16 protein-coding genes are annotated in these 18,687 nt (G+C 64.8%); 6 read left to right on the top strand and 10 right to left on the bottom strand.

The window, feature by feature from the left end; all coding sequences use genetic code 11:
* Positions 1–10 precede the first annotated feature (10 nt).
* Positions 11–877: an SDR family NAD(P)-dependent oxidoreductase gene (locus tag MJ8_RS21275; RefSeq protein WP_201410707.1), complete on the bottom strand. Its 867-nt coding sequence runs from the start codon at positions 875–877 to the stop codon at positions 11–13.
* A 263-nt stretch (positions 878–1,140) separates the two neighbouring features.
* Here MJ8_RS21275 and MJ8_RS21270 point away from each other — a divergent pair, with 263 nt between their 5' ends.
* Entirely contained in the window at positions 1,141–1,422 is a 282-nt protein-coding gene (locus tag MJ8_RS21270; protein WP_201410706.1) for a hypothetical protein, read from the top strand.
* A gap of 3 nt (positions 1,423–1,425) precedes the next feature.
* On the opposite strand, the gene MJ8_RS21265 is transcribed toward MJ8_RS21270, so the two are convergent.
* Entirely contained in the window at positions 1,426–2,001 is a 576-nt protein-coding gene (locus MJ8_RS21265) for a TMEM175 family protein (RefSeq protein ID WP_201410705.1), read from the bottom strand.
* 110 nt (positions 2,002–2,111) lie between these two features.
* Here MJ8_RS21265 and MJ8_RS21260 point away from each other — a divergent pair, with 110 nt between their 5' ends.
* Entirely contained in the window at positions 2,112–3,347 is a 1,236-nt protein-coding gene (locus MJ8_RS21260; RefSeq protein ID WP_318528188.1) for an MFS transporter, read from the top strand.
* 1 nt (position 3,348) lies between these two features.
* Here MJ8_RS21260 and MJ8_RS21255 read toward each other — a convergent pair whose 3' ends face one another.
* The 3 genes from MJ8_RS21255 to MJ8_RS21245 form a co-directional block, all read right to left on the bottom strand.
* Positions 3,349–4,815 carry an MATE family efflux transporter gene (locus MJ8_RS21255; RefSeq protein WP_201410704.1) on the bottom strand — a complete coding sequence of 489 codons (1,467 nt, stop codon included), beginning with the start codon at positions 4,813–4,815 and terminating at the stop codon, positions 3,349–3,351.
* Positions 4,816–4,922: 107 nt separating this feature from the next.
* Positions 4,923–6,404 (bottom strand): esterase-like activity of phytase family protein, encoded by a 1,482-nt coding sequence (locus MJ8_RS21250; protein WP_201410703.1) that lies wholly within the window; start codon positions 6,402–6,404, stop codon positions 4,923–4,925.
* 261 nt (positions 6,405–6,665) lie between these two features.
* Positions 6,666–9,308: an ATP-dependent helicase gene (locus MJ8_RS21245; RefSeq protein ID WP_201410702.1), complete on the bottom strand. Its 2,643-nt coding sequence runs from the start codon at positions 9,306–9,308 to the stop codon at positions 6,666–6,668.
* 177 nt (positions 9,309–9,485) lie between these two features.
* On the opposite strand from MJ8_RS21245, the gene MJ8_RS21240 reads away from it, so the two are divergent.
* Entirely contained in the window at positions 9,486–11,798 is a 2,313-nt protein-coding gene (locus MJ8_RS21240; protein WP_201410701.1) for a glucose/quinate/shikimate family membrane-bound PQQ-dependent dehydrogenase, read from the top strand.
* Positions 11,799–11,817: 19 nt separating this feature from the next.
* On the opposite strand, the gene MJ8_RS21235 is transcribed toward MJ8_RS21240, so the two are convergent.
* Positions 11,818–12,255: a hypothetical protein gene (locus MJ8_RS21235; protein WP_201410700.1), complete on the bottom strand. Its 438-nt coding sequence runs from the start codon at positions 12,253–12,255 to the stop codon at positions 11,818–11,820.
* A gap of 332 nt (positions 12,256–12,587) precedes the next feature.
* On the opposite strand from MJ8_RS21235, the gene MJ8_RS21230 reads away from it, so the two are divergent.
* On the top strand, positions 12,588–13,484 hold the full coding sequence (locus tag MJ8_RS21230) for a dienelactone hydrolase family protein (protein WP_201410699.1): 897 nt from the start codon (positions 12,588–12,590) through the stop codon (positions 13,482–13,484).
* Between the two features lie 9 nt (positions 13,485–13,493).
* Here the strand turns inward: MJ8_RS21230 and MJ8_RS21225 are convergent, their stop codons facing one another.
* Complete coding sequence (locus MJ8_RS21225) at positions 13,494–14,426, bottom strand: EamA family transporter (RefSeq protein ID WP_201410698.1); 933 nt, start codon at positions 14,424–14,426, stop codon at positions 13,494–13,496.
* Between the two features lie 88 nt (positions 14,427–14,514).
* On the opposite strand from MJ8_RS21225, the gene MJ8_RS21220 reads away from it, so the two are divergent.
* The gene (locus MJ8_RS21220) at positions 14,515–14,991 is read left to right on the top strand and encodes an Lrp/AsnC family transcriptional regulator (RefSeq protein WP_201410697.1); all 477 of its coding nucleotides are present in this window, start codon (positions 14,515–14,517) and stop codon (positions 14,989–14,991) included.
* A gap of 108 nt (positions 14,992–15,099) precedes the next feature.
* Here MJ8_RS21220 and MJ8_RS21215 read toward each other — a convergent pair whose 3' ends face one another.
* Both MJ8_RS21215 and MJ8_RS21210 read right to left on the bottom strand, forming a co-directional pair.
* Positions 15,100–15,297 carry a hypothetical protein gene (locus tag MJ8_RS21215; protein ID WP_027168755.1) on the bottom strand — a complete coding sequence of 66 codons (198 nt, stop codon included), beginning with the start codon at positions 15,295–15,297 and terminating at the stop codon, positions 15,100–15,102.
* Positions 15,298–15,444: 147 nt separating this feature from the next.
* A complete protein-coding gene (locus MJ8_RS21210; RefSeq protein ID WP_201410696.1) occupies positions 15,445–15,930 on the bottom strand; it encodes a thioesterase family protein in 486 nt (161 codons plus the stop codon).
* Positions 15,931–16,094: 164 nt separating this feature from the next.
* Between MJ8_RS21210 and MJ8_RS21205 the strand changes: the two genes are divergently transcribed.
* Complete coding sequence (locus MJ8_RS21205; protein WP_201410695.1) at positions 16,095–17,510, top strand: FAD-binding oxidoreductase; 1,416 nt, start codon at positions 16,095–16,097, stop codon at positions 17,508–17,510.
* A gap of 15 nt (positions 17,511–17,525) precedes the next feature.
* On the opposite strand, the gene MJ8_RS21200 is transcribed toward MJ8_RS21205, so the two are convergent.
* Entirely contained in the window at positions 17,526–18,494 is a 969-nt protein-coding gene (locus MJ8_RS21200) for a Dyp-type peroxidase (protein ID WP_201410694.1), read from the bottom strand.
* Positions 18,495–18,687: the final 193 nt, after the last annotated feature.

The raw sequence follows: 18,687 nt of genomic DNA, 5'->3' as shown, positions 1-18,687 counted from the left end.
CTGGAATTGCTTAGCGATTCATGAAGGCCGCGAATGCGTCCTTGTGATCGGGATGCCAGCGCGACAGGGCAGGGCGGTTCTCGATGATGTCGCCTATCGCCCAGGCCATGCGCTTTTCATCCGTCGGCCGCGCGACTTCGTTGTCGGGGCACAGGATGTAGAAATCGTCGTCGATCAGCGATGCCAGCATGAAGTCGATTACCTGTTCGCCAGTCCAGGCGCCGGCGGGCTTTTCCGTCGCGCCCTCGGTAAGGCCGGTATAGGTGAAACCGGGGATCAGCAGATGCGCCGACACTTTCGCGCCGGGCTCGTTGCGCAGCGCATGTGCCAGCCCTTCGGTAAACGTCTTCACGCCGGCCTTGGAGACGTTGTAGGCGAGATTGCCGGGCGGGGTGGTGATGCCCTGCTTGGAGCCGGTGTTGATGATGAGACCCGGCCTCCCGGCGGCGAGCATGCGCGGCGCGAAGGCCTCGACGCCATGCACGACGCCCCAGAAGTTGATGTCCAGCAGTCGCTTCCAGGCGTCGCGGTTCTCCCAGGGCTTGCCTGGATTGTTGCCGACCCCGGCATTGTTCATCAGCACCGACACCGCGCCAAAGGCCCCGTAAGCCAGTTCCGCCAGCCGGTCTACCTCTTCCGCCCTGGAGACGTCGGTGGGAATGGGAAGCACGGCATCGTCGCCGGCGATTGCGGCGACGGCTTCCTTCGCCTGATCGAGGCGCACGCCGCCGATGTCGGCAAGCACCACTTTCATGCCCATCGCCGCGTACCGTTTCGCGGCGGCAAGGCCGATGCCGCTGGCACCGCCGGTGATGACGGCGACGTTGCCGGAGGCGAAGGCAGGCAGGGCGGTCTGGATTTCGGCGTCGCTGGTCATGATTTCCATCCTCGTTCGGGTCGGGCCGAACTTAGCGCCGGCCGCCAACGAGGCAAGTCTGGCGTCAGCGACGGCAATTGTCGCGACGGGTTGACGACTTGCAGTCGCAACGGGTTGACGACTTACAGTCGCAACAGGTTGACGACTTACAGTCGCAACAGGTTGACGACTTACAGTCGCAACAGGTTGACGACTTACAGTCGCAACGGGTTGACCATCGCCGCCCCTGCCGCGCATGCTGTCCGGAAAAAGGAGCTCGGCATTTGACCGATTGGATCGGAATCCTGAAAGAGCAGACCGCCAATGGCGACGAGATGGGCCGCGAGGTGCCAAGGATGCTCGCCAATCCCGATATCAGCGAGGCGCAGGTGAAGAAGCTGTTCGCGGCGCTGGAAAAGCAGGCGGATTTCGCCGAGAAGCTGCGGCTGGCGCTGGAGAAGTTCGGCCATGACTTTTCGATCATCAAGGCGGCCGAGCGGCTGGAGGAACGCTATGCCGACCTTGCCGCCACGACCGCCGAAAAGCTCAAGGCGATGCGCAAGTAAGCTCTATTTTTCGATCAATCTCTCGAAGCGCTTGTCTGGTGCGAACCAGATGGCCGCTACAAGCACGTAGATCGCCACGCTGATCCACTGGTTGAGGAAGCTGAGCAACACGGCGACGATATAGAGCGCCAGCGAGATCTTGCCCTTGTTGTCGTGGCCAACCGCCTTGGCAAAGGTCGTGTCGGCGCCGTGCAGATGGCGCAGCTTGATGACCAGGATGGTATAGGCGACGGCGCAAAGCGCGAGATCGATGCCGTAAACCGCCACGGGCGCCGGCGCGAATTCATTTTCGCCCATGAAGGCGGTGGTCACCGGCATCAGCGACAGCCAGAACAGAAGGTTGAGATTAGCCCAGAGCACGCGTCCGTCGACGCGCTGTACGGTGTGGAACATGTTGTGCAGGTTGTTCCAGTAGATGCCGACATTGATGAAGGAGAGCACATAGCAGAAGAAGATCGGCCACTGCGGCAAAAGAGCGGAAAAGTCCTCGCCATGCGGCACCTTCAGCTCCAGCACCATGATGGTGATGATGATGGCGACGACGCCATCGGTGAATGCCTCGACCCGTCCTTTGCCCATGATTCCTCCCTCGCTGTGCGTAGACGTTACGAGAGGATGCCGCGCCTGACCATCCTGCCAGAATTGTCAGGAGGGCGTTCGCCGGGTGGAACGGCGCCATTATATCGGCGTTGGGCTTGCAACCCTCGGAGTTCGCCATGACCAGCTACGCTCAAACCCTGACGCGTGACAATGAACTTGGCGGGCGCGCCGCGATGACCGCCGTCGCCGCCATGATCGCCGCGCTGTTCGCCGGCAGCACCGCGCTGACCCCGCTCTACGTGATCTACAAGCAGGTCTTCGGCTTCTCGCAGATCACGCTGACGCTGGTCTATGCCGTCTATGTCGTCGGCAACCTGGCGGCGCTGCTGTTTTTCGGCCGGGTATCGGATGTCGTCGGCCGCCGTCCCGCCGCGCTCGCCGCGATGGGCGTTGCCGTGGTCAGCGCTCTGTTCTTCCTCTTCGCTGAAAACCTCGCCTGGCTCGATATCGCCCGCATCCTCAGCGGGCTTGGCATCGGTGTCGGCGCGGGTGCGGGGACCGCCTGGCTTGCCGAGCTGATCGAAGGCAAGGACAAGTCGCGCGCCGCCGTCATAGCCACCAGCACCAACTTCATCGGGCTTGGGGTCGGCGCGCTCGTGGCGGGGCTGCTCGCCCAATACGCGCCCTGGCCACTGAGGCTGACATTTGCCGTCTATCTCGTCCTGCTTGCGCTGGTCACCGTTCTGATCTGGCGCACGCAGGAAACGGTCTCCAATCCCGGGCGGCTCTCGGACGTCTCGCTGCGGCCACGGCTTTCGGTGCCCGACGATATCCGAGCGCAATTCGTGGCGCCGGCGGTGACCGGTTTCGGCGCCATGGCGCTGGTCGGTTTCTACGCGGCGCTGGCGCCGAGCATCCTGGCGCAGCAGCTCCATGCGACCAATCACGCAGAGGCCGGTGGCCTGTTCTTCGAACTGTCGATCGTGGCGGCGGCGATGATTGTCGGCACCGCGCGGTTGTCCGCCCGCTCCACCATGCTCGCCGCGCTGGCGCTGATGATCCCGGCCGTGGCGCTGGTCGTGGCGGCACAGGTCTATGCCTCGATGGCCGTGATGGTCGCGGCGACGGCGGTGTGCGGCGTGGCGGCGGCGCTCGGTTACCGCGGCGGCCTGCAGGTGGTGAACCAGATCGCGCCGGCCGACCGCCGCGCCGAGGTGGTCTCGGTCTTCTTCATCTGCTGTTTCTGCGGCAACGCGCTGCCGGTGATCGGCATCGGCGTCCTGTCGAGCCTTGCGAACGCCACCGTGGCAAGCATGGCCTTTGCCGGCATGATCATCGTCTTCTCGCTGGTGGCGCTTGGCTTCGGCGTCAGATACGCCCGGTAGGCTATTCGGTCTCCGGCAGGAGTTGCGCGCGCTGGCGCGGCACCCCGAGGCCGGTGTCGGGCGGCTCGCCGGCTGCTGGCCGGTCCTCGATCATATGCATCGTGCGCCAGCGGCCGAAGCGGTAATAGGCCGCGGCGAGCACGAGCGAGGCGATCGAGCCGGCCGGAAAGCTCCACCACAGCGCCTCCTGGCCGATGATGCTGCGCATCGAATAGGCAAAGCCGGTGCGGATGATCAACACCGAGATGATCAGGATGATCAGCGGCGGCATGACGGCGCCGGTGGCGCGCACCGTGGCGAACAGCACGATCGTGACGCCGAACAGGATGAACGACCAGGACGCCACCTTGTTGATGTGGGCGGCGATGTCGATCGCCGCGCTGTCGTTGCTGAGGAAAAGGCTGAGCACCGGGCGGTCGAAGGCGAAAAGCAGCGCCACCAGCGCGCCGGTCAGCACCAGGTTGAAGCCGACGCCCGAGGCCGCGACCTTGCCGATGCGGTCCCAGCGGCCGGCGCCAACATTCTGCGCCGCCATAGAGGAAACGGCGGCGCCGATCGCCAGGGCCGGCATCTGGATATAGGTCCAGAGCTGGGCTGCGATGCCGTAAGCGGCGGCGACCTGCGAGCCATAGGAGTTGACGATGCCCATCACCGTCAGCGCCGCGGCCGAGATGACGATCATCTGCAGGCCCATCGGAACGCCCTTGAAGACGACGATGCGCAGCAAGGCCGGATCGGGCCTGAGCAGCGCGAGGTCGGCGCTCGCCAGCCGCAGTGGATGCTTGCGCGCATAAAGCACGATCAGGATGGCGATCACGCTGACCGTCTGGCCTACAAGCGTCGAGGTCGCCGAGCCGGCGATGCCGAGCTCGGGGAAGGGACCGATGCCGCGGATCAGCAGCGGATTGAGCACGACGTCGAGCACGACCGCCAGCGCCATGAAGACGAACGGCGTTCGGGAGTCGCCGGCGCCCCGCAACACGGTCATCACGAAGGACAACAGGTTCATCATCGGCACGGCGACGAAGATGATGCGCAAATAGGCGCGCGCCAGCGGCAATGCGTCGGCCGGCGTGCCGAGCCCGGTGAGGATGGCGTCGACCCAGATCCAGCCGCAGACGGCGAACACGACCGAGACGAGGAAGAAGAAGGTGGCGCTGGTGCCGACGATGCGCTTCGCCTCGGGCAGGTCGCGGGCGCCGACCGATTGCGCCACCAGGATGGTCGCCGCCATGCCGATGCCGAACACCGTGCCGAGGATAAGGAACAGCACCAGATTGGCGTTGGAGGTCGCCGTCAGCGCCGCCTCGCCGAGGAAGCGGCCGACCCAGACCGCGTTGATCGAGCCGTTGAGCGACTGCAGCACGTTGGAGCCCAGCACCGGCAGCGCGAACAACAGCAGCGTGCGCGGGATAGGGCCGCTGGTCAGGTCGTGGGTCCGCCGGCGAGCGGGCTTTTTGTCATCCATGGCAGCACCGAAAATGAATCAGGCCTGCGATGCTATCGCAGGCCTGATGCTCATGCACCTCTTCCGCGCTCGGGCGCATGCCGCTCGGCATGCGACCGAAGCAGAAACTAGTTAGCAGCGAGGCTGTTCCCGGAAAGTCCAGGCAGGGTGACCTGATAGACCAGGAAAGTGGTGTCGACATCGGCGCCGTCCTCGGCTTTGTAGGGCGCGCCGACCTGGAAGCCGTCCTGGGTGAGGAAGTCGTTGTCGTTGGCGACGAACAGGAAATAGTCGTCGGGGAGCTTCGGATCGAGCACGCTGACCAGCGACATGGCCTCCCACTTCTCGGACAGGTTGTTCCTGTCGTTCGGCGCGCCGTTGTGCAGGCCGAAGCGGCCGAGCTCGCCCTTGTCGTTGATGTCGATGAAGGAGGTCAGCTTGGCAGGCGTCACCGACGGGTCGAGCACCCCCTTCGGCGCGACCGGCTTGTCCGCGGCGTCGAACGGTCCGTTGGCGATGTCGGTCGCGGCGGAAAGGTCGACGATCTCGATCTTGCGGTAGAGCGACTCGTCGCCCTTCAGGCCCTGGCCGTTGCCGGAGTCGCGCGCCAGCATCAAGAAGCTCTTGTCGGAGAGCGCGACGATCTCGCTCTGGGCGGCCACCTTGGTCTTGCCGTTGGCGTCTTTGAACACCGGCAACGGCACGACATATTCATGCGCCAGCTTGAGATGGGCGGGATCGGAGGCATCATAGACCAGCGCGCGGGTGTTCTGGCGCGTCGAGCCGGAATCGCCGCCGTCCTGGCGGGTTGCCGACTGCAGCACGGCGATCAGGAACTTGCCGTCCGGCGTCATCGACATGCCTTCGAGGCCCTGGTTGTTCTGGCGGCCGGTCTCGGGATCCTTCGGATCGGGTTCGGCGGCGCCCGGGCCAGGATTGTCGGAAGCGAAGTTGGGTTTGCCGTGGCGCATGGGCACCAGCGCCGCGGGCGGCTGCGTCGCCGACATCAGGCGGCCTTCGGCCGATAACCGGTAGATGTTGGGGCCGTATTCGTCGGAGATGAACATCGTGCCGTCGGGCAGGCGCACGATCGCCTCGTCGTCCAGCGCCAACTTGCCGTTGTCGGCCTGCGGCAGGATCGGCATCTCGCCGGCTGCTTCGCGCACGCCGTTCAGCGGATCGAGGCCGGTGGCGTCGGCGCCCTTGTCGTCGGTCAGGAGCATGGTGTCGGCGAGCGTCGCCTTGACGCCGGTCTGTTCCTGCCCGGCGGCCGGCGCCGCGCCCGGGGCGGTCGGGGTCAGCTCGATCGAGATGGTGTTGAGGCGCGGGCGATAATCGGTGGTGCCGACGACATTGTAGCCGCGATCCGGCAGCAGCCAGAGCGAACCCTTGTAGCCCGCGCCGTCGCGTGCCCAGGACTTGGTGTCTATCGCCATGCCGGAGCCCGAACCGAACGTCTCACCGAACTTGTCCTTCTGGCTGGCCGGAATGCGGCCGACGCCGACCAGCCCCTTGTTGACATAGGCAACGCCATCGGCGAGCGCCGGCGTCATGGCGGTGAACAGGGCGAGTGCCGCCCCAAGCGCGGCGGTTCGGGTGAGATGTTTCATGGATGTCCCCTTCGTGACGAGCAGAGCGGCCAATGGCTCAAAAGGGCGCGGCACCGGCGATGCGGGCAGCCCCTGCCGTCGAGCGGTCTAGGACGTGAACGTGATGGTTGCGTGACAGGCTGGGATTCTCCTTCCCCCTTGTGGGGAAGGTGGCCGCGAAGCGGCCGGCGGCTTCTACGTGCAGTTCTTCAACGGGCTGATCATCATCCTGTCGCTGCTCGGGCACAAATGGAACCAGGCACGGTACAGGTGAGGAGCCGGTCACACCGGTGCGACGAACCCGTCCAGCACGCGTTTCTGCCCCGCCTTGTCGAAGTCGATGGTGAGCTTGTTGCCGTCGATGGCGGCGATGTTGCCGTTGCCGAATTTCTGGTGGAAGACGCGGTCGCCGACATTGAAGGCCGACGGCGTGTCGGCGACGGATTTCGCGACCAGCTCGCCCTCGATGGTGCGGCCCTTCACCGAGGTGCGGCCGGCGCCGTAGCCGCTGTCGGTCTCGCCATAGCCGATGCGCTCGACCTGGTGGCCGGAGCGGGTGCCCCAGTTGCGGTCGGTCGCTTCGGTGCGGTTGGCCTGCGCGCGCTGCCAGCCGGGCGTCGCATAGGTGTTGGAAAAGCTGCCCTGGTCCTTGGCGCCAATATTGTCGAAGCGCGAGGCGCCGTAGGGGTTCTGCCGGCCGCCGCCACGCCCTGAGGCGAAAGCGCCGCCGCCATAGGGGTTGCCATAGCCGCCGTAGGAATTGCCGCCGTCGGCGACATCGACATGGCTCTCCGGCAGTTCGTCGAGGAAGCGCGACGGGATCGTCGATTGCCACAGGCCGTGGATCAGGCGGTTGGAGACGAACCAGATATGCAGGTTCTTCTTCGCCCGCGTCAGGCCAACATAGGCAAGCCGGCGTTCCTCCTCCAGGCCCGATCGGCCGCCTTCGTCCAGCGCGCGTTGGTGCGGAAACAGGCCTTCCTCCCAGCCGGGGAGGAACACGGTCTCGAATTCGAGGCCCTTGGCCGAATGCAGCGTCATGATCGAGACCGCGTCGAGCGACTCGCCTTGCTCGGCCTCCATCACCAGCGCGACGTGCTCGAGGAAGGCACGCAACGATTCGTACTCCTCCATGGAGCGGATCAGTTCCTTGAGGTTCTCCAGCCGCCCGGGCGCCTCCGCCGAACGGTCGTTCTTCCACATATCCGTGTAGCCGCTCTCCTCCAGGATGGTCTCGGCGAGCTCGGTATGCGGCGTGGTCTCCAGCGCCTTCTGCCAGCGTTCGAAATTGGCTGCGACCTCGCGCAGTGCCGCGCGCGGCTTCGGCTTCAGCTCGTCGCTTTCGGCGAGTGTCGCCGCCGCTTCCAGCATCGGCACGCGCATGGCGCGCGCGGTGTCGTGGATCTGGCGGATGGTGGCTTCGCCGAGCCCGCGCTTCGGCACGTTGACGATGCGCTCGAAGGCGAGGTCGTCGCCGCCGTTGGCGACGACGCGGAAGAAGGCAAGCGCGTCGCGGATCTCTAGGCGCTCGTAGAAGCGCGGACCGCCGATGACGCGGTAGTTCAAGCCCAGCGTGATGAAGCGGTCTTCGAAGGCGCGCATCTGGAAGGACGCGCGGACGAGAATCGCCATGTCATTCAGATTGTGCTTCTGGCGCTGATAGACCTCGATGGCGTCGCCGATGGCGCGCGCTTCTTCCTCCGAGTCCCAGGCGGCGTGGACATGAACCTTGTCGTCCTCGGGGTCGTCGCGGTCGGTGAACAGCGTCTTGCCGAAACGGCCCTCATTGTGGGCGATGAGGTGGGAAGCGGCGCCAAGGATATGCGCCGTGGAGCGGTAGTTGCGCTCCAGACGGATGATGGTGGCGCCCGGGAAGTCCTTGTCGAAGCGCAGGATGTTATCGACCTCGGCGCCGCGCCAGCCATAGATCGACTGGTCGTCGTCACCGACGCAGCAAATATTCACGCTCACGGGCTGTTCCGCGCCTGCCGGCGCGGGCCCTCCGCGCGGGCCTCGCAACCGCTCGGAGGCACGGTCGGGCTTGCGGCCTTCGGCCGAGTCGGAACTTGCAGAGCGCCCTGCATGGGGCCGCTGCGCCAAAAGGCGCAGCCACATATACTGCGCGGTGTTGGTGTCCTGGTACTCGTCGACCAGGATGTATTTGAACTTGCGGTGATATTCCTTCAGCACGTCCGGATAGGCGCGGAAGATGCGGATCGGATGATAGAGCAAGTCGCCGAAGTCGCAGGAATTCAGCGTCTGCAGCCGTTCCTGATAGGCCTTGTAGAGCTGACGGCCCTTGCCGTTGCCGAAGCTGCGCGCATCGCCTTCCGGAATCTCGTCGGGGCCGAGGCCCTTGTTCTTCCAGTTGTCGAGCATCTGGGCGAAGGTCTTGGCCGGCCAGCGCTTGTCGTCCAGCCCTTCGGCCTGGATCAACTGCTTGATCAGCCGTACCACGTCATCGGTGTCGAGGATGGTGAAATCCGATTTCAGCCCGGCAAGCTCGGCGTGGCGGCGAAGCAGCTTGACGCCGATCGAATGGAAGGTGCCGAGCCAGGGCATGCCCTCGACATTGCCTTCACCGATCAGGAAGCCGATGCGCTGCTTCATCTCGCGCGCGGCCTTGTTGGTGAAGGTGACGGCCAGGATCTGCGAGGGGAAGGCCCTGCCGGTGGCGAGGATGTGGGCGATGCGCGTGGTGAGCACCCGCGTCTTGCCGGTGCCGGCGCCGGCCAGCACCAGGACCGGCCCTTCGGTCGTCTCGACGGCGAGCCGCTGCTCCGGGTTCAAGCCCTTCAGGTAATCGGGCGCGCTGTTCTGGCCGCTGCGCGCCGCCATGGCGCGCGCGGCTATGCCGGATGGGGCCGCCGCCGGCCGCGCATTCGGTTCATCGAAAAAAGGCATGTCCTCGGAAAAGCCCGACATCGCCCCCGAATGTAGTGATTCGGGAGCGAAAGACCAGAACTGTCTACGTTTTGTTCTAGTTTCGCGTGTCTGGCTCCAACTTGACAGCCGGAGCGGGTGAGGGGAAAGCTGGCGGCAGGGCAGGGATTGCCGTCCCGGAAGACGCCGTAAGCGCGCAACAGTCGAAGGAGCACCGTCTTGGCTGTCACCATCACCTCCCTCGTCCTCTTCCTCATCGGTCTCATTCTCGGCGGCGGCGGCATCTGGCTCGTCGCGCTGGGCGGCAGTTGGTATTACCTGGTCGCCGGCCTGGTCTTCCTGATCACCGCATGGCTGCTTTTCAGGCGCCGGTCGACCTCGCTTTGGCTCTACGCGCTGTTCGTGCTCGCCACTTTATGCTGGGCGGTCTGGGAAATCGGCTTCGACTGGTGGCAGCTCGGTCCGCGCGGCGGCGTCATCGTGCTCATCGCGCTATGGCTACTGACGCCATGGGCAAGGCGAGGCCTGCGGGGGCCGGACGGACGCGCGCCGCTGATCCTGGCGGTGCTCGCCTCGCTTGCGGTCGCCGGTTATTCGATGACCGCCGATCCGCACGACATCGGCGGCACGCTCGGCACCGAAAAGGTGGCGGCGGCCGCCAATCTCGGCGGCGACATGCCGGCAGGCGAGTGGCACTTCTATGGCCGCACGCCTTTCGGCCAGCGCTATTCGCCGCTCGACCAGATCACGCCCGACAATGTCGCCAAGCTGCAGCCGGCCTGGACCTATCGCACCGGCGACGTGAAGGGCCCCGACGATATCGGCGAGACGACCTATCAGGTGACGCCCCTGAAAGTGGGCGACACGCTGTTCATCTGCACGCCGCATAATTTCGCCATCGCCATCGATGCGGCGAGCGGCAAGGAAAAGTGGCGCTACGATCCCAAGATCAAGCTGGACAACAACCGCCAGCACCAGACCTGCCGCGGCGTGTCCTATTACGCCGATGCCAAGATCGCCGCCGGCCAGCCCTGCGCGCAGCGCGTCTACCTGCCGACGTCGGACGCTCGGCTGATCGCGCTCGACGCCGCGAATGGGCAGGTATGTCCGTCCTTCGCCGAGGGCGGCACGCTGAACCTGATGGCCAACATGCCCTATCCGAAGTCGGGCTATTATTATTCGACCTCGGCGCCGCTTATCGTCGCCGGCAAGATCATCGTCGGCGGCGCGGTCAACGACAATTACTCGACCGAGGAGCCGTCCGGCGTCATCCGCGCCTTCGATGTCGACACCGGCGCCCTGTTGTGGAACTGGGATTCCGGCAATCCGGATGTGACGACGCCGCTGCCCGCCGGGCAGACCTACACCCACAACTCGCCCAACATGTGGTCGACGGCGAGCGCCGACGAGAAGCTCGGACTGCTTTACGTGCCGCTCGGCAACCAGACACCGGACCAGCTCGGCATGGGTCGCAGCGCCAATGTCGAGAAGTTCTCGTCATCGATCACCGCGCTCGACCTCAACACCGGGCAATTGCGCTGGGTGCGGCAGACCGTGCATCACGACCTGTGGGACATGGACGTGCCGGCGCAGCCGTCGCTGGTCGACATCACGACGGCTAACGGCGTCGTGCCGGCGCTGGTCGGGCCGACCAAGCAGGGCGATCTCTACGTGCTCGACCGGCGTACCGGCGAGCCGATCATTCCGGTGAAGGAAGTGCCGGCGCCCGGCGGCGCGATCGAGGGCGACCAGGCCTCGGCGACGCAACCGGCCTCCGATCTTTCGTTCAATCCGAAACCGCTGACCGGCGCCGACATGTGGGGTATCACCATGTTCGACCAGCTGGCCTGCCGGATCGAATTGAAGAAGCTGCGCTATGAGGGCCGCTACACGCCGCCCTCGCTGCAGGGGTCGCTGGTCTATCCCGGCAATTTCGGCGTCTTCAACTGGGGCGGCGTCGCGGTCGATCCGGTGCGGCAGGTGATGTTCGGCATGCCGACCTACCTGGCTTTCACGTCCAAGCTGATCCCGCGCGCGGACGTGCCGCCGCCGGGCGACACCAAGGGCAGCGAGCAGGGACTGAACCGCAATGAAGGCGCGCCTTACGCGGTGGTGATGGGGCCGTTCCTGTCGCCGCTCGGCATTCCCTGCCAGGCGCCGCCTTGGGGCTATGTCGCCGGCGTCGACCTCAAGACCGGAAACATCGCCTACAAGCACCGCAACGGTACTGTCTACGACATGACGCCGCTGCCGCTGCCGTTCAAGGTCGGCGTTCCCGGCATCGGCGGGCCGATGATCACGGCGGGCGGCGTCGCTTTCCTGGGCGCGGCGGTCGACGACTATCTGCGCGCCTACGACCTCACCACCGGCAGGCAGCTCTGGCAGGCCAGGCTGCCGGCGGGCGGGCAGGCGACACCGATGACCTATACGGTCGCCGACGGCCGCCAGTTCGTCGTCATCGTCGCCGGCGGGCACGGCTCGGTCGGCACCAAGCCGGGTGACTATGTGATGGCTTACGCGCTGCCCAAATAATGTAGGACGGCGCCAGGCTTCAAAGTCCGAGATGGCCCCGCAGGCTGGGCACCTGCTCCAGCACCTGATTGGTCAGGTCGGGCCCGGCGGCGGCCTCGGCCTGTTTGATCAAGGTCTCGCCGGCCTGACGGATTTGGGCCATGTCGAGGCCGGAGGCTTTAAGGGCGGCGACGCCGTTGATCAGGGCGCCGGCCTTTTCGCCGAGCACGCCGCCAAGCGCCCCTTGCAGCGACGACAAAAGGCCGCCGCCCGAATTGGCTGTCGCACCGGCGGCCATCACGTCATATTTCTGGGCCAGCGCGTCGGCGCCGGGGATCTGGGCGAAGAAAGACGAAACGGTGGTGCCTTCGGCTTCGTGCTCCAGAACGGAAAAGATGGTGCCGACAACCTTTTCGGTGGTGGGCTCGTCGAGGCCGGCTGTCGAGGAAACGGTGTTGATGATGTCCTGGACGTTCATGGCATTCCCCTTTCGTCATTCGCATCGCTAGAGCGTTTCACCGTTTCACGGAAACGGCGAACCGCTCTATCTCTTTATTTTACGCAATTCCGGACGGAAAACCGCTCACACTTTTCCTGGAATTGCTCTAGGGCGGCGCCGCGCAACTTCGCGTCCTAGTGTGACAGCATCGTCAAGCCTTTTTGAAATAACCAAAATGTGATGAATCAAGCCGGCTTGTCGGCGCGCGGCGGGCTGTCTCCATCTCCCCGGCGATCGTCATCCGGGACGTGGACTGGACCGTGCAATTCTCGACCCTATCTTGCGGATCACCGCCATCCTCGAGGACAGCCATGACCGAGCCCGCCGCCAAGCCCACGCAGCTCATCATCACGCAGGCGATGATCGATGCGTATGACGAGTACACGCATCTGACGCTCGACCGCCGCCGCTTCATGGAGCAGTTGACGAAGCTGGCGGGCTCGGGCGCCGCGGCGGCCGCGATCGCGCCGATGCTGGCGGCCAATTCCGCAAAAGCGGCGATCGTCGCTGAGGACGACAGCCGCGTTAAGGGCGAGGACATCACCTATCCCGGCTCGAGCGGCGAGATGAAAGCCTATCTGGTCAAGCCGGCCGATCAGCAGGGAAAGCTCGGCACCGTCATCGTCATCCACGAGAACAGGGGGCTCAACCCGCATATCCGCGATGTCGCCCGGCGCGTGGCGCTGGAGGGATTCATCGCGCTGGCGCCGGACTTCCTGTCGCCGCTTGGCGGCACGCCGTCCGACGAGGACAAGGCGCGCGATATGTTCAGCAAGCTCGATGCCGCTCAGGTCGCGGCCGACGGCGTGGCGACGGTCGCCTACCTCAGGAGCCTCAAGGACGGCAACGGCAAGGTCGGGGCGGTCGGGTTCTGCTGGGGCGGCGGCGCGGTCAACCAGCTCGCAGTCCGTGCGCCCGACCTCAACGCAGGCGTCGCCTATTACGGCATGCAGCCCAAGGCCGAGGACGCCGCGAAGATCAAGGCGCCGCTGCTGCTCCACTATGCCGGGCTCGACAGCAGGACCAATGCCGGCATCGATGCCTACAAGAAGGCGCTCGATGCCGCCCATGTCGAATACAAGGTCTATGTCTATGAAGGCGCCAATCATGCCTTCAACAACGACACCTCGGCCGCGCGCTATGACAAGAAGGCCGCCGATCTCGCCTGGGGCCGGACGGTGGCGTTTCTCAAAGAGAAGCTCGCCTAGCCGAACAATTCATGTATTTGCCGCCGGCTTGTGCATGGCAACGCCGGCTATCACCAGAGTGACGCCGAGGCAATCAGTGACGCTCGGCACCTGGCGCAGCACGATGACGCCGATCAGCGTCGCCGTGAGCGGCAGGAGCGACAGCATCAGCGCGAAGCTCGCGCGCGGCAGCCTAGCCATGGCGAGCTGGTCGCAGATGTAGGGGATGACCGAGGAGCAGACGCCGACGCCGATCGCCGCAGCAAGCAGTTGCGGCGACGAGAAAGCGGGCAGCGCCTCGCGAAAGCCGATCGGCAAGACGATGAGGAATGCGACCGCCATGGCGGCGCCGAGGCCGGCGATGCCGAAGCCTGCCTGCGCGACACGGTGACCGATCACGATGTAGCCAACGAAGAGGGCGCCATTCAAAAACGCCCAGAACAGGCCGATCGGATCGCTCGACCATTTCACGTCGATGAGCAGCAAGGTGCCGACCACGGCAACGGCCAGCGCGGCGAAGTTGCGCCGGCTGCGCAGGCCGACCAGCGCCACGGCGATCGTGCCGACGAATTCGATCGCCGCCACCAGCGAGATCGGCAGGCGGTCGAGCGCCAGATAGAACGAGCAGTTCATCACCGCCAGACAGGCGCCGAAGGCCAGCAGCAACCGTCGCCGGCCGCGATCGGCGTGCGCGAAAACGCGCCAGGGCATGGTCAAAGGGGCGAAGATGAGGGCGGCGGTGGCGATGCGCAGCCAAGCCATGCCGAGCACGCCGACCTGAGCGAAAAGCAGCACGGCGAAGGCCGGCCCGAGATAATGGAACACGGCGCTGACGCAGAACCAGACATGCGGCGGCAACGCGTCGGCCGTCCTGGCAAGTGTGGTAGGGCCGGCGAGGGTGGAGCCCGCTTCGGTATCACCGCTGGCCCGGTTTGCAGTTGGAATTTGCGTTTGCGTCTTCATGCGCGCATTATCGCAGGCGAAATTCGTCAGCTATATATGCAATAAATGGCGAGAGGGCGATTTTTCTTTGTGATGGAAGAGGATCGGCTTGAAAAACCTTCGAAGTGAAAATGCCGATCTGGACGCGATCGATCTGAAGCTCCTGCGGCTCCTGGAAAAGGACGCGCGCATCAGCACGGCGGAGCTGGCGCGCGCCGTCGGGCTGTCGGCGCCGAGCGTGGCGGAGCGCATCCGCAAGCTGCAGGAAAACGGCGTGATCGAGGCCTATACGGTCAGGATCAATCCGGCCGCTCTCGGAATGAAGCTGTCGGCATGGCTTAGAATCAGGCCGGTGCCGGGGCAGCTTTCCGTAGTGGCGGACATCATTCGCGAGCTACCGGAAATCGCGCAATGCGACCGGGTGACCGGCGAGGATTGCTTCATCGCGCTCGCCCATGTCAGCTCGGTGAGCGAGCTCGAGCGCGTGATCGACCGGATCATTCCCTATGCGATGACCAACACCGCCATCATCCAGTCGTCACCGGTCGCGCCGCGCTCGCCGCTTGGCGGATTCAGGCATAAGTGACCGGCTAAAGCGCGTCGCGATCTTTCAGATTCGCTCCATGCGCTTTAGGTTTTTGATTTTACGCATGTCTTCATCCCGAAACCGGTTCCCACTTTCGGGAGACATACTTTAGGCGTGGCCACGCTTCATGCGCGCCTGCTTCAGAATCGCGCGCCAGCGGATCATGTCGAATGGGATAGGTTCGTTGTTGTTGGCGATGTGGAAGATTTCGTTGTTGACGTTCTTCAGCGATCGCCAGAAATCATAGTCGGTGATGCGTGGATCGGCCGCCAAGCGCTCCACCTCGACCTTGATGTCGGTTTTCATGCACTGTCCTCGCACCGCATTCCGCCAGCCGCCCCGTGCGCAAACCCGGTAGGGGCGGTTTTCGAACGCGCCGGTGAGTCGTTCAACGGACTCAACCGACTTGTTCACGTTAAAACCTTGGTAAGGTTAACGCGGGCGCGCGGGTTTTCAAGCGCTCTTGCGCTTGATGGCGATCGAGCGGCCGGCGCGCTCGGGCATCGGCAGCGCCGCATGGGCGGCGCGCATCGCCTCCACCCTGGCGAGCACGTCGGGCGGGAAGGGGGCGACCCGCGGCCCGGCCATGTCGACATGCAGTGCGAGCTGCTCGGAGGTGGCGGCCAGCCAACCATCGACGTGGCGGATCTCCTGATAGGCCCTTAGCCGCTTTTCGTCATGGTCGATGAGCTGGAACGAGACCTTCACCTTGTGGTCGAGATGCAACTCCTGCACGTAGCAGACATGGACTTCCGCCGTGTAGATGGTGAGGCGCCGCTCCTTGGCGTAACCAGGTCCCATGCCCATCATTTCGAAAGCCTCGTCCGAGCCGCGGTCGAACAGCACGTTGTAGTAGGCCATGTTGAGGTGACCGTTGTAGTCGATCCAGTCCTTCTCGATCGCCATCGGGCTGGTAATGATCGGCGCAGGCATCGTCATCTGGTTTTCCTTGATCGTGGCTGGACAGCGCGTGGCTGGTGAGGTCTCTTTGTTCTGGCGCAATTCCGGCTGGAAAACCGCTTCACACTTTTCCTCGGATTGCTTTAGGCATCATCCATAGCTGCATGACAAGAGTGGCCGCTGGTCCATTCGCGGAGGAATTCATGGCTTTGAGCGACCTCAACCCCGTCGAACGCAACGAGGAAGGCATTGCCGCGGTGCTCGGCATCCTCAAGCAGCGCTTCGGCGAGCGCTTCCAGACCGGCGAGGCGATCCGCGGCCAGCACGCGCACACCACCACCTATATCCCGACCCAGGCGCCGGACGGCGTCGCTTTCGCCGAGACGGCAGGGGACGTGCAGGAGATCGTGCGCGCCTGCGCCGCGCACCGCGTGCCGGTGATCGCCTTCGGCGTCGGCTCCTCGCTGGAGGGCCACACCAATGCGCCAGGCGGCGGCATTTCCATCGATACGTCGCGCATGAACCGGATTCTTGCCGTCAACCCGCAGGACCTCGACTGCACCGTCGAGCCCGGCGTGACGCGCGAGGACCTCAACCGGCACCTGCGCGACACCGGCCTGTTCTTTCCGATGGATCCGGGCGCCAATGCCTCGCTCGGCGGCATGGCGGCGACCAGGGCTTCCGGCACCAACGCGGTGCGCTATGGCACCATGCGCGAGAACGTGCTGTCGCTGACCGCCGTCATGGCAGACGGCGAGACGGTGACGACCGGCAAGCGGGCGAAGAAAAGCTCGGCCGGCTACGACCTGACGCGGCTTCTGGTCGGTTCCGAAGGTACTCTCGGCGTCATCACGTCGCTGACGCTGAGGCTGCAGGGCATTCCGCAAGCGATCTCGGGCGGCGTCTGCCCGTTCCCGAGCCTCGAAGCGGCCTGCAACACGGTGATCGCGACGATCCAGATGGGCATCCCGGTGGCGCGCATCGAGCTGGTCAACGCGCTGCAGATGCGGGCGATGAAGAACTATTCCAAGCTCGATTATCCGGAGAGCCCGTGTCTGTTCGTCGAATTCCACGGCAGCGACGCGGGCGTGGCCGAACAGGCCGAGACGTTCGGCATGATCGCCGAGGAGAATGGCGGCGGGCCGTTCCTGTGGACCAGCGTCGCGGAAGAGCGGACGAAGCTCTGGAAAGCCAGGCACGACGCCTATTGGTCGTCGCTGACGCTGCGTCCCGGTGCCAAAGGGCTGTCGACCGATGTCTGCGTGCCGATCTCCAGGCTGGCCGAATGCGTCACCGAAACCGAGGCCGACATCGCCGAGATGGGACTGATCGCGCCGATCGTCGGCCATGCGGGCGACGGCAATTTCCATGTGCTGGTGCTGATGGATGTCGATAACCCGGCCGAGATCGCGCTTGCGGAAAAATTCGTCGCCAGGCTCAACATGCGCGCCATCGCCATGGAAGGCACCTGCACCGGCGAGCACGGCATCGGCCAGGGCAAGGTCGGCTTCCTGCGCCATGAGCTCGGCCATGGCGTCGATGTCATGCGCACGATCAAGCAGGCGCTCGATCCGCTGAACATCATGAATCCGGGCAAGATCTTGCCGGCGGCGGGCTGATTCGCCGGCCGGCGGCTATTCTCCCACGCCTTCGACCAGCTTCTGCAGCATGGGCCGAGTCGGCGCGAAGAAGGTGGTGCCGGTATGCGGGGTAGAGAAGTCGAGGAGCCGGTCATAGGCGCCGGGCGGCTCGCCGACATACATGCGCTGAAGCATTTTCTCGATCACCCACAGATAGCGCGTGTAACCGATGAAATAGGTGCCGAACTCGTTCTGCCCGGGACGGCCGAACGGCATATTGTCGCGTAAAATGTCGTACTCGTTGCCGGCGTCGTCCTCGATGGTGGCCAGCGACTTGTGCGACTTGCGCGGCTTGTCGTCGTCATCGATCTCGATGTTGTCGATCTTGGTGCGGCCGATGATCTCTTCCTGGACATGGGTCGGCGTCTCTTTCCAGGCGGCCATGTCGTGCAGGTATTTCTGCACCACGACATAGCTGCCGCCGGCGAACTCGCCGTCCTCGTCGCCGATCAAAGCGGAGGCGGGCAGGTCGAGGCCGGTCGGATTGGCGGTGCCGTCGACAAAGCCGAGCAGGTCGCGCGCGTCGAAATAGCGAAAGCCGGACACCTCGTCGACGACGCTCACGCTGCCGCCAAGGGCGTCCAGCAGGATGCGCTCGAGCTCGAAGCACATGTCGGGTCGCTCGGCGCGGATGTGGAACAAGAGATCGCCTGGCGTCGAGGGGGCCGAATGTGCCGTTCCCTCGATTGGCGCGAAGGATTTCAGCTCGCGCGGACGCCGGCCGGGCGACAGGCGGTTCCAGAGCCCGGCGCCGATGCCGGCGATGCAGGACAGCCGGCCCGACAGGTCGCGGAAGCCGACATTCTTGACGAGATCGTCGAGTTCGCCCAGCACCGAGGCAGCGGTCGAAAGCGCGGCCTGGTCGCTGCCCACCGTGACGACGAGGAAAATGGCGGCCGTCGACAGCGGAGCGTCGACGCTCTGCGCGTCGATCGGCACTCTGTCCCAGTTCTTGCCTGACATCGGGAACGCTCCGTTGGGTTCAGATCTGTGGCGGCCAAGGGTGCGGCCGGAAGGGCAGGGATCGGGAAGAGAGATATCGCGACAGCGAGCGGTCACGCAACTGGAGAGGTTGGCGGCTGCCGCATGCTCAATTGCCTCTTTATCGACACGCGGATGCGGGTAGAGTGCGGCTGACTTTCAACCCGGGAAACAG

It is taken from the genome of Mesorhizobium sp. J8, assembly GCF_016591715.1.
Classification (GTDB): domain Bacteria; phylum Pseudomonadota; class Alphaproteobacteria; order Rhizobiales; family Rhizobiaceae; genus Mesorhizobium.
The sequence above is the reverse complement of the archived record's forward strand: the minus strand, read 5'-3'. Positions and strand labels throughout refer to the sequence as shown.

Excerpts from the sequence above, each read along its gene's own strand:
- MJ8_RS21250 (WP_201410703.1), bottom strand. The coding sequence starts at position 6,404 with ATGAAACATCTCACCCGAACCGCCGCGCTTGGGGCGGCACTCGCCCTG.
- MJ8_RS21255 (WP_201410704.1), bottom strand. The coding sequence starts at position 4,815 with ATGGATGACAAAAAGCCCGCTCGCCGGCGGACCCACGACCTGACCAGC.
- MJ8_RS21265 (WP_201410705.1), bottom strand. The coding sequence starts at position 2,001 with ATGGGCAAAGGACGGGTCGAGGCATTCACCGATGGCGTCGTCGCCATC.
- MJ8_RS21210 (WP_201410696.1), bottom strand. The coding sequence starts at position 15,930 with ATGACGATGCCTGCGCCGATCATTACCAGCCCGATGGCGATCGAGAAG.
- MJ8_RS21225 (WP_201410698.1), bottom strand. The coding sequence starts at position 14,426 with ATGAAGACGCAAACGCAAATTCCAACTGCAAACCGGGCCAGCGGTGAT.
- MJ8_RS21275 (WP_201410707.1), bottom strand. The coding sequence starts at position 877 with ATGACCAGCGACGCCGAAATCCAGACCGCCCTGCCTGCCTTCGCCTCC.
- MJ8_RS21230 (WP_201410699.1), top strand. The coding sequence starts at position 12,588 with ATGACCGAGCCCGCCGCCAAGCCCACGCAGCTCATCATCACGCAGGCG.
- MJ8_RS21205 (WP_201410695.1), top strand. The coding sequence starts at position 16,095 with ATGGCTTTGAGCGACCTCAACCCCGTCGAACGCAACGAGGAAGGCATT.
- MJ8_RS21215 (WP_027168755.1), bottom strand. The coding sequence starts at position 15,297 with ATGAAAACCGACATCAAGGTCGAGGTGGAGCGCTTGGCGGCCGATCCA.
- MJ8_RS21245 (WP_201410702.1), bottom strand. The coding sequence starts at position 9,308 with ATGTCGGGCTTTTCCGAGGACATGCCTTTTTTCGATGAACCGAATGCG.
- MJ8_RS21200 (WP_201410694.1), bottom strand. The coding sequence starts at position 18,494 with ATGTCAGGCAAGAACTGGGACAGAGTGCCGATCGACGCGCAGAGCGTC.
- MJ8_RS21235 (WP_201410700.1), bottom strand. The coding sequence starts at position 12,255 with ATGAACGTCCAGGACATCATCAACACCGTTTCCTCGACAGCCGGCCTC.